Annotated in this window: 11 protein-coding genes; 3 read left to right on the top strand and 8 right to left on the bottom strand. The window is 33.6% G+C overall.

Annotated features, from left to right (window positions below; translation table 11 throughout):
• Window positions 1–243 precede the first annotated feature (243 nt).
• Window positions 244–990, top strand: coding sequence for a MurR/RpiR family transcriptional regulator (locus ABUA27_RS10660; protein WP_303353149.1), 747 nt, complete (start codon window positions 244–246; stop codon window positions 988–990).
• Between the two features lie 54 nt (window positions 991–1044).
• Here the strand turns inward: ABUA27_RS10660 and ABUA27_RS10655 are convergent, their stop codons facing one another.
• From ABUA27_RS10655 to murI, 8 genes are all read right to left on the bottom strand, one after another.
• Complete coding sequence (locus ABUA27_RS10655; RefSeq protein WP_349820688.1) at window positions 1045–1827, bottom strand: ABC transporter ATP-binding protein; 783 nt, start codon at window positions 1825–1827, stop codon at window positions 1045–1047.
• Window positions 1820–2686 carry an ABC transporter permease gene (locus tag ABUA27_RS10650; protein ID WP_349820687.1) on the bottom strand — a complete coding sequence of 289 codons (867 nt, stop codon included), beginning with the start codon at window positions 2684–2686 and terminating at the stop codon, window positions 1820–1822. Before ABUA27_RS10650 ends, ABUA27_RS10655 begins: the two co-directional genes overlap by 8 nt.
• A 9-nt stretch (window positions 2687–2695) precedes the next feature.
• Window positions 2696–3667, bottom strand: coding sequence for an ABC transporter substrate-binding protein (locus ABUA27_RS10645; RefSeq protein WP_349820686.1), 972 nt, complete (start codon window positions 3665–3667; stop codon window positions 2696–2698).
• Between the two features lie 504 nt (window positions 3668–4171).
• Window positions 4172–5119, bottom strand: a complete 948-nt coding sequence (locus ABUA27_RS10640) for a D-2-hydroxyacid dehydrogenase (RefSeq protein WP_287846772.1) — start codon at window positions 5117–5119, stop codon at window positions 4172–4174.
• Window positions 5120–5130: 11 nt separating this feature from the next.
• Complete coding sequence (locus ABUA27_RS10635; RefSeq protein WP_192924043.1) at window positions 5131–5526, bottom strand: hypothetical protein; 396 nt, start codon at window positions 5524–5526, stop codon at window positions 5131–5133.
• Window positions 5527–5609: 83 nt separating this feature from the next.
• The gene (locus tag ABUA27_RS10630) at window positions 5610–6500 is read right to left on the bottom strand and encodes a S1C family serine protease (protein ID WP_129981854.1); all 891 of its coding nucleotides are present in this window, start codon (window positions 6498–6500) and stop codon (window positions 5610–5612) included.
• Between the two features lie 76 nt (window positions 6501–6576).
• The gene (locus tag ABUA27_RS10625; protein WP_129981855.1) at window positions 6577–7323 is read right to left on the bottom strand and encodes an N-acetyltransferase; all 747 of its coding nucleotides are present in this window, start codon (window positions 7321–7323) and stop codon (window positions 6577–6579) included.
• A gap of 36 nt (window positions 7324–7359) precedes the next feature.
• Window positions 7360–8127 (bottom strand): glutamate racemase, encoded by a 768-nt coding sequence (gene murI / locus ABUA27_RS10620; protein WP_022425607.1) that lies wholly within the window; start codon window positions 8125–8127, stop codon window positions 7360–7362.
• A 114-nt stretch (window positions 8128–8241) separates the two neighbouring features.
• Between murI and ABUA27_RS10615 the strand changes: the two genes are divergently transcribed.
• The gene (locus ABUA27_RS10615; RefSeq protein ID WP_129981857.1) at window positions 8242–8502 is read left to right on the top strand and encodes a hypothetical protein; all 261 of its coding nucleotides are present in this window, start codon (window positions 8242–8244) and stop codon (window positions 8500–8502) included.
• The gene (locus ABUA27_RS10610) at window positions 8486–10024 is read left to right on the top strand and encodes an ABC1 kinase family protein (RefSeq protein ID WP_349820685.1); all 1539 of its coding nucleotides are present in this window, start codon (window positions 8486–8488) and stop codon (window positions 10022–10024) included. Before ABUA27_RS10615 ends, ABUA27_RS10610 begins: the two co-directional genes overlap by 17 nt.
• The last annotated feature ends 71 nt before the right edge of the window (window positions 10025–10095 follow it).

Below are 10095 nucleotides of genomic sequence, written 5' to 3'. Positions count from 1 at the left end.
TAACAGATACGCCTAAAAGTGCAGCAAAATCCTTTGGTTTATAATTTGTGATATTTAATGTGTTCATTTTAACGCTCCCCCCTATGAGCATATTTAAACACATTCAAACACAATGGTCGATATATTCAGTTACTTATAGTTCCCTCCTTTTTCTACATTATAAACAAAATAAAACATAATACAAAATTATTTCTAAAGATTATTACAACTATGATATAATATTCCAAAAGGGGCGTGAATATAATGGGTTTGTTACTTAGTAGAATATTGACTTATTTAAATGGTGCGATGCAGAATGATTACTATTATAAAATATGCAATTTCATTATCTTTAACTATCTAGATATATTTGAAATGTCTGAAGAAGAATTCTTAGATAAAGGTGCTTTTAGAAAAGAAGAACTTTATAGCTTCTTATTATCATTTGGTTTCTCTACTTATGAGGATTTCCGTTTTAAATTAGAAGCTGATCATCAGTTACGTTTGAATCAGATTCGTGTCAGATTATTTGGAGAAACTCCTCAGAAATTCTTAGCGAAGATGGATAAGGCAATGGATGAAGAAGTACTTGCGGACACAATTACTTCTATCTGTGAACATTTCTATAAAGCAAAACGTATCATTATCTTTGGTGGTTTATATCCTTGTTCTATTGCCGTTGAGTTACAGACAGATATGATTTCTTTTGGACGTCCATTTATTCATTATCATAAGTATGATCCTATTCAATTTAATGAAGATGATGTTGTCATCTTTGTGAGTGCTACAGGACGTAGTCTAGAAGAAATGAAGAAATATGATAATTGCAGCTTTGAAAAGGCATATTCATTACTCATCACGCAAAACCGTAAATATAAACAGTCATGTTTTAATGGAAATACAACAGTAATCTATGTACCAGGTAAGTTTGATTCGATTGATTTTAACTATCAGATCATGTCAATCTGTGACTTAATCAGATTACGTTATTTCCAGCAATACTACCTCTAAGCAGACTTCAGTCTGCTTTTTTTATGCATTATAAAAGACAAGGATGATCCTTGTCTAGTGAAGAAGAACGCGATCATTCGCTTCTCCTGTTTCAGTAAATTTTCTTACAAGTTCTTCGACAGTCATTTTCTTTTTAGTTTCTTCATCAATGTCCGCAATGATTTTTCCATCCTTCATCATTAGGATTCTATTACCATATTTAAGAGCATCTTCCATATCATGAGTGATCATCATAGTAGTAATATGATGTTCTTTCGCAATTCTTTCAGATAATTTCATCACCTTGATAGATGTTGCAGGATCAAGTGCAGCAGTATGTTCATCCAATAAAAGTAATTGTGGTTTAACTAAAGTTGCCATTAATAGTGTGAGGGCTTGTCTTTGTCCTCCAGATAAGGTACCCACTTTAGTTGTTAAACGGTCTTCTAAACCAATATCTAAGTCCTTTAATGCATTTACAAAGACATCATGGTGTTTATGAGTAAATGGTGTAAGTGAGAAATGTTTTCCTCTTTGATAAGCTAAAGATAAGTTTTCTTCAATTGTCATTGAAGGAGCTGTCCCTCTTAGAGGATCCTGGAATAAGCGACCAATGGTACGGCTTCTCACATATTCTTTTTCGTTTGTGATATCTTTATCATCTAAGACAATAATTCCTTCTTTTGTTTCTACTGCCCCAGAGATAGCACCAAACAATGTGGATTTCCCTGCACCGTTAGACCCTATAATAGTCACAAAATCTCCTGGTTCAAGATGAAGAGATAAATGATCAATGGCTTTCTTTTCATTGACTGTCCCTTCATTAAATACAACTGTTAAATCTTTAATATTAAGCATGTTTCTTGAGCCTCCTCTTGAGTGTTGCAGAAGAAATCGCAATCACAACAATAAATGCTGATAGGATCTTTAAGTCTCCTGAAGGAAGACCTAAGTATAGGGCGATTGTTAAGGCAAAACGATAGAAGATTGCCCCTACAATCGTACCAACTAAGCATATTGCAACCTTATCACTCTTAATGAATGTCAAACCGATAATAATAGAAGCAAGTCCGATGATCATCATACCAATACCACTAGTGATATCAGCATAGCCCTGCTGCTGTGTAAATAAAGCACCACTTAAAGCAACTAAACCATTCGCAAGTCCTAAACCAATAATTTTCATCTTATCTGTATCAATAGAGCTCGCACGTACCATTGCTTCATTATCACCACAGGCTCTAAGTGCAAGCCCCATCTGTGTCTTTAAGAAATAATTCAATAATACGGTAATCACAATCACAATCACACCAATAATCAATAATTTATCATAAGGTTCAAACTGAGTTGTACTGCTGAAGATTGTCTTATGATTAAATAATGAGATATTTGGTGTCTGATGCATAATACGTAGATTCACTGAGTATAAAGCAGTCTGTGTAAGGATTCCAGCTAGAATCTCATTAATATTAAGCTTAGTAATGAGTAAACCTGTCACCATCCCTGCAATCGCACCTGCTACAAATCCTAGTACCATGCCAAGTACTGGATAACCTGCCACTGCTACCATAGCACTTACTGCACATCCTGTTGTAAAACTTCCATCCACTGTTAAGTCTGGAATATTCAAAACTTTAAAACTAATATATAAACCTAGAGATAAGACGGCAAATATGCCGCCTAACTCTAAGGCTCCAAGAATAACTGTACTATTCATAAAAACTCCTTAGATTTCTGTATATTTACTATCGCTTGTAATGTTTTCTGGTAACTTAATACCTAATTTATCTTTTGTAGTTGTATTGACATAGATTTTTAAGTTTGTCTTAAATACTTTAACTGGGATATTTTCTACTTTATTTCCCTTTAATACTTTATCAACGATTTTAGCCGTTTCTTTACCAAGTTCTTTATAATCGATACCAACACTTAAGAAACCACCATCTTTAACCATTGAATCAGCACCTACATATAAAGGCTTGTTTGCTTTCTTACATGCATCACTCACTACATTCATTGCACTTGCTACTGTATTATCATTTGGTGCAAAAATCGCATCACATTTACTATTTAATACATTAACAGCACTCTGTGCTTCATTGACTGATGCAATTGTTGCTTCTTCTACCTTGATATTCTTCTCAGCACAATAAGCTTTTGCCTTTTTAATATTAGTCACTGAGTTGGCTTCACCTTTATTATAAAGCATACCAATTGTTTTTGTATTTGGATTGATTTCTAATGCCTTATCAATAATCTGATCAACCTGTACCTCATCACTTGTACCAGTAATATTCTTATCTGGTTTAGATAATGAGCTAGTCAACTGTGCCCCTACTGGATCAGTCACTGCACTAAATACAACTGGTGTCTTAGTAGCAAGTTTAGCGACTGCCTGTGCTGCAGGAGTCGCAATTGCCATGACACAATCAAAATTCTTTCCGGCAAAATCATTGGCGATACTTGCACAAGTATTTGTGTCGCCCTGACCATTCTTGAATGTATATTTGATATTCTTATCATCATATCCTAAAGTTTTCATTTCTTTATCAAATGAATCCTTAATCTCATTTAATGAAGTATGATCCATGAACTGGATAATACCTACTTTCTTCTTATTACTAGTAGAAGTTCCACATCCTGCTAAAAGTGAAATTGTTAATGCTGAAGTTAATACTGTTCCTAATAATTTGTTCATTGTTCTGTTCCTCTTCGTTTTCATAAATTTTGTTTTCTTTGATTCAATTCAAACAACGACGCCATCGCCTCATATGAGTTCCTCCCAACTTGTTAGCAGGTAATAAAAAAACACCTGTCCCAAAAGACAGATGTTACTCTTTAAGCCACCTTTTGATTCATAAATGCTAACACATTTTTGCATTATAACGTTTGCATCACGTCTCAGGATACTCGTTGCCTTTCCCCCTCGCCCTCACGGGTCCATTTGCCATTGTGGTACTACCAGGTTTCCAGCATCCCCGGCTCTCTATCAGCCCTATACAAAGTTTTATCTCCCGCTCTTAGGTTTATCTGAATGTTACATCACAACAAATTCAATGTCAACAGTTTTATTTATATTTTTGTATAATTTCGAATAATGCTTAATATATTTGTATATATAATAAATAACCTGCTCAAATGAACAGGTTATTCATATCTCCTTTTTTATCGTATCCTTTTTACAGGATCCATTTTACTACTGTTAATAGCCTTTTGTTCTATTCACAAGGTTTTCTAATGGTTCCTGATTCTTTAAGTGATTGAGGTTCCTAATGACTAATTGTGTATAATAGTCCTGTACACTCTTCCAATGATACCCGCCAGAACAATGCGGTGTAATCATGACTCTAGGATTTTTCCATAATGGTGAATCAGCTGGTAATGGTTCTTCTTCAAAAACATCAAGTAATGCCCCACCAATAGACTTATTGTCTAAGGCTTCTAATAAAGCATAAGTATCAATCACACTACCTCTACCTACATTACATACAACAGCGTCTTCTTTCATTAATGAGAACTCATCATGGCTTAACATATGAAATGTTGCATTGGTTGCTGGTAAAGAAGTAATAACATAATCCATCTTTGGTAATACATCATGTAATTCTTTAGAAGTAATGATTTCATCACAATTTGGATGTTCCTTATAAGAGTTTCTTAGTCCTGTTACATTGGCACCAAGTACCTTTAATACTTTCGCAAATTCAGTACCAATATCCCCTACTCCAAGTAATAAGACATTTGAGCCATAAATTTCTCTACCAATAAATAATGGTGTCCATCTTGCTTCTTTCTGTCGATCATAATAGAAACGTAGATTCTTATTAAAGCTTAAGATCATTCCCATCATATGTTCGCAGATAGCATGACCATAGCTTCCACTTGCATTTGTAAGAAGTGTTTGTCTATTTAAGATGTTTGGTAAAAGAAATTGATCATTCCCTGCACTATTTAATAATAGTGCTTTAAGTGTAGGTCTATTCAAGTTAAATTGTCTTGGTGGATTACCTACAATGACATCTGCTTCATCAATCATTTCCTGTGTTAAATCTTCTTTGTTTACCTTTAAAAGGTTCATATCAGAACAAGACTTTTTAATAAGTGCAATATTTGAATCATCTAAAGCTGGAATAAGTAATACCTTCAACATATTTAGTCCCCCTAAGTTCTTTTGATAAACTTAGTATGACACTTTGGACAACTAATTTCAATCTTTCCGCGTCCTTTGGGTACACGGACAACTTGTTTACATGTAGGACACTTATAGTATTTATGTGTTTTATCTTTTCTTTTTTTCTTAAAGAAGTTTACTTTCTTAGTAATAGGTGCAATAAACTGTACATATTTCTGGTTTTCTGCATAACGTTTATAGATATTCTTAGAAAACATTCTGAAATAGATATAAAACATCAAAAATAAGCTTAAGATCATTAATGGTTTTGAACCAGTAAATAACTCTATAATAACTAAAATAAATAATAAATACATGAGATGAGTGTTGAGCTTATCTGCCCCACCATATCTTCCCTGCATGAATTGAATAAATTTTTCTTTCATAAAATACCTCCATGACACTAATATAATTTTGTTTTATAAACTAAATATTAACTAAAAAAGGACATTTCTGTCCTTCTTGTCTATTAATTACTCTTGTTGATAAGTTCTTTCGCTATCTTTAATGCAGTATTTGAAGGAATCGCAAATCCTAGACCTTCACTATTTGTATCGGATGATTTGGCATTCACAATACCAATGAGATCACCATTTCCATTAAATAATCCTCCACCAGAGTTACCTGGAGAAACGGCTGCATCTGTCTGAATAACTGAAATAGAGATAGTCTTAGAAGAGCTATAAAGCTGACCAAAACGACCATAGTTACTAGATGAAGACGAGTCATCATTGTCTAGCTGTACAGTAATCTTACGATTTAAGGCTGATACGATACCTGAAGTAATAGAATCACTGAATGTACCTTCTGGGTTACCTACTGCATATGTAGATTGACCTTGTACTAATTTATCACTATTCGCAAATGTTGCTGGTTTTAAATTAGTTGCATTGATCTTAAGTACCGCAATATCATTATCACTATAAGTTCCTACTAATGTTGCATCATATGTTTTATTATCACTTGTAGTGACCTTAATTGTACTTGCTCCAGAGACAACATGAGCGCAGGTAATAATATAACCATCGCTGCTCATGATCACTCCTGAACCTGCACCACTTGATACCTGTGAACCATACCAGAAGTTATCTCTTGAGATATTTTCTGTTGTAATGGCTACAACACTTTGTGTCATCTTAGAAGAGATACTTGATGCATCATTTGATGTACCTGTTGCTTTAGTTGTAGTAGTCTTCGTCACTACTGTAGTACCCTGATTATTCATAAAATAAGAACCAGCAGCGCCTCCACCAAAACCTAATGCCACAGCAATAAATGCTTTACCTATATTTTTGCTTAAACGACTGACTTTCTTTTTATTCTGCTTTTCATAAACATCTTTTAAATTTTCGTTGTTCATAATACCACTCTCACTTTCTGATTCTAGTATATATCTTAAACTTAATACCTAAATGTGGTTTTTGTGGGAAAATATGTTATTGCATATCTATTCCTGCATATTTTAAGAATTTCTTTTCATTAAGGATCCCTTGAGTTAAAAATTCTCCATCTTTAAATAATGCATAGGTAGAAACTGGTGTTGGGAGGTTCTGTGCCTGTTCACGTGTTGTGATATGAAACGTTTTTAAAGGTATGTTGTATTCTTTTGCCACTTCTTCTATGCGTGGTACCCAATAATCAGTAAAAGGACATTGATCTGTATAATATAATACAAAGCCCTGTTCATTGATATGCGGATGTTTAGCACATTCTTTAAACTCTGGAGGATTACCTTCAGTGAATGGAAGATACATAAGTACAATACCATTATCTGATTCATCGGCTATCTTAAACCCTTTATGTGTCAAATATTTATAATCAGAAAGGAACTCTTTCTTACGTCCTATACACGATAGAATACAAACACCTTTACAGCCCTTTTGACGTGCATCTTCTATGCAATAGTTTAATAAGTCACTTGAATAGCCATGTCCTTTCATTGAACCAGATACCCATAAACAGTTGATATACATATAGTTATTACTTGTAATAGGTATCCAGGCATATTGATCTGGAATATATTCAATAAAACATTTACCTCTTTCTTCACTGCGATAAAATACTAAACCTTCATCAAATCTTTCTTTTAACCATTCTTTCTTTTGAAGACTCTTTTTGTTAGACATAGCACAACATATATGTTCTGTGTCTATGTTATCTTTATTGATAATAATATAGTTCATACATTCTCCTAGTAAAAAAGCCATGTGAATGGCTTATTAGATAATTGGTGTATTCATAAATGTTTTATAGATAGGAATTTCATCTTCCTTGGATGAACCATAGAGGATATCTCCTTCTTCCTGATCATTTAAACAATCACATTCCTTTAAACAATTATAAAGATGTTTACTTGTTCCATAAGCTCCATCAAACATTGGAATATCACCTAAAACTGTCGCTATTTGATTTTTCACAAATGGATAATGTGTACAACCTAGTACAACACTATCTACTTTACCTTTATAAGGACCTATTAAATCTGTAAGTAATTCAATGAGATCTGGTTGATCTAAATTTCCCTGTTCAATACGTTTGGCAAGTCCATAACATGGAACTGGAATAATAGTGGCTGATTTATCATATCTTTCAGCTAATTGATGAAACTTATCTAAACGTAATGTATTGGCTGTCGCCATCACAAGAATACAGCTGTTCTTCTTAGAAAGTGCTGCTGGTTTTAATGCAGGTTCTATACCAATGACAGGAATATCTGTATATTTTTCTCTTAATAATGTCACTGCAGCACTTGTTGCTGTATTGCAGGCAATCACGATGGCCTTTAAATGCTTCTTCTTATTCATATTCTCTATCGCATTAAGAGTAAGCTGCTGGACATCTTCTAATGTTTTCTCCCCATAAGGTGCATTAAGTGAATCACCAAAGAAATAAAGATTCTCTCCTGGCATCATTTCATGAATAGCCTGTAAGACACTCACTCCTCCAACACCTGAATCAAATACACCTATATACTCTTCTTTCTTCATACTGATAACTCCCTTTCGTTTTTTCATTATAGCACAATTATTAATTCAAGGTCTATATTACTTAACCCCTGGTTGTAGTTGTGATAAAATAGTATGTGAAAGGAGGTATGTCATATGGCTATGAGTGAATTGTTGAAAAAGACAGTACTTGTAGGTATTGGTGTAGCAGCTGAGGTCGCTGATCGTTCTAAAGACTTAACAGATAGTCTTGCGAAAAAAGGTCAGGATACCATCAATAAAGGACGTGCGATGAATGAAGAATTAAAAAGAAAAGCACGTGAAGACTTGTTAGAACATGTAGAAAACATGACTGAAGAAGAACGTAATGCTTTGCGCCAGAAGCTTGATGAATTAGATCATGAAGAAAATCAGTAATATTAAACGTATGAGAGAAATACTCTCTATTATCAAGAAACATGATATTAAAAATGGTCTGACTCCTATTAAGGCAAGAGAGATAATTGAAGAGCTTGGCCCTACTTATGTCAAATTAGGACAGATCATGTCAATGCGTAGTGATCTAATACCTCTAGAATACTGTAAAGAGTTTGAAAAACTAAGAGCGTCTATTACGCCTCTTAGTTTTTCTAGTATTCGTAGTATTATTGAAGAAGAACTAGGACAGCCAATAGAGAATGTATTTAAGGATATAGAGGAAAAGCCTATTGGATGTGCGTCTATTGCACAGGTTCATTTAGGGCATTTATTAAATGGTGATACGGTTGTATTAAAGGTTCAAAGACCTCATATTCATGAAATTATGGAAGCTGATGTACGTATTATGCATAAGTTTCCACGTCTTTTAAAGATGGTGACTGGTACAGGTGATCTGATTGATTATCGTTCTATTATTGATGAATTATGGCGTACAAGCCAGACAGAGATGAACTTTTTAAATGAAGCAAATAATATGAATGTCTTTGCGAATAATCAAAAAGATATTCGTTATATTAAAGCACCTCATGTCTATAATGAATATACAACCAATCATTTGCTTGTTTATTCTTATATTGATGGCATTCCTATTGATGCTATAAAGAGATTAAAGTATGAAGGATATGACTTAGATGAGATTGCCTTAAAGATGGCAGATAACTGCTGTAAACAGATCTTAGATGATGGATTCTTTCATGCTGATCCTCATCCTGGTAATATCTTAATAGATGAAGGAAAGATTGCCTGGATAGATTTTGGAATGATGGGTACTGTATCTTCCTTTACTCAGCATATCTTATCTCTTGCTTTACAGGCTTTAATTGAAGATGATATTTATGATCTAGAAGAAGCCTTCTTGATGTTAGTCACACCAAATCATGAAATAGATGAAACACAGTTATTACATCAATTAAATTCAATTGTAAGTGAATATAAAGCTAAGAGCCTATCTGATTATAACTTTTCTGATTTGATACAGAAGTGCTTTGATATTGTGACAAGTAATGATATTGCGATACCGACAGAACTGACTCTATTATGTCGTTGTTTGGTGACACTTGAAGGTACTTTAGAGAAGATCAGTCCTTCTTCTAATCTCATTGAAATATTAATTAATCATAAGCGTAATACAGTACTAAAAGAGCTAGATTATAAGGATCAAGGATTAAAAATAGGTCATGACCTTTATAAGACATTAAAGAAAAGCTATGCATTACCTCAGATTGTCTATGATTTAATTAAGATGAGTAAGAATGGTCAGTTACATGTCAATGTGACTGAGAATGATGATTATATAAGACAGACATATAAGAAAACAGAATTATCTATCATAATTAAAACAGTATTTAGCTGTATGTGTCTGTTATGTGGTGTATTGACTGAGTCTTATTATATGTCTATTATATTGTTGACTATTTCTATGTTACTTGGTATAGATGTATTCTTTCACTTATGGAAATAGGGTAGACAGGAAATAATATCAATACTGAGATTAATTATTATTTCTGTGCCTCCCGTTGCACCGTACGTACG

It is taken from the genome of Catenibacterium sp. RTP21428st1_D7_RTP21428_210409 (assembly GCF_040227455.1).
Lineage (GTDB): Bacteria > Bacillota_I > Bacilli_A > Erysipelotrichales > Coprobacillaceae > Catenibacterium > Catenibacterium mitsuoka_A.
Note: the sequence above shows the minus strand (reverse complement) of the source record. Positions and strands in the feature narration are given on the sequence as shown.

Bases quoted from the DNA above. Each gene is read 5' to 3' on its own strand.
- ABUA27_RS10660 (WP_303353149.1), top strand. From the start codon at position 244: ATGGGTTTGTTACTTAGTAGAATATTGACTTATTTAAATGGTGCGATG.
- ABUA27_RS10650 (WP_349820687.1), bottom strand. From the start codon at position 2,686: ATGAATAGTACAGTTATTCTTGGAGCCTTAGAGTTAGGCGGCATATTT.
- ABUA27_RS10610 (WP_349820685.1), top strand. From the start codon at position 8,486: ATGAAGAAAATCAGTAATATTAAACGTATGAGAGAAATACTCTCTATT.
- ABUA27_RS10645 (WP_349820686.1), bottom strand. From the start codon at position 3,667: ATGAACAAATTATTAGGAACAGTATTAACTTCAGCATTAACAATTTCA.
- ABUA27_RS10655 (WP_349820688.1), bottom strand. From the start codon at position 1,827: ATGCTTAATATTAAAGATTTAACAGTTGTATTTAATGAAGGGACAGTC.
- ABUA27_RS10635 (WP_192924043.1), bottom strand. From the start codon at position 5,526: ATGAAAGAAAAATTTATTCAATTCATGCAGGGAAGATATGGTGGGGCA.
- ABUA27_RS10625 (WP_129981855.1), bottom strand. From the start codon at position 7,323: ATGAACTATATTATTATCAATAAAGATAACATAGACACAGAACATATA.
- ABUA27_RS10630 (WP_129981854.1), bottom strand. From the start codon at position 6,500: ATGAACAACGAAAATTTAAAAGATGTTTATGAAAAGCAGAATAAAAAG.
- ABUA27_RS10615 (WP_129981857.1), top strand. From the start codon at position 8,242: ATGGCTATGAGTGAATTGTTGAAAAAGACAGTACTTGTAGGTATTGGT.
- murI (WP_022425607.1), bottom strand. From the start codon at position 8,127: ATGAAGAAAGAAGAGTATATAGGTGTATTTGATTCAGGTGTTGGAGGA.
- ABUA27_RS10640 (WP_287846772.1), bottom strand. From the start codon at position 5,119: ATGTTGAAGGTATTACTTATTCCAGCTTTAGATGATTCAAATATTGCA.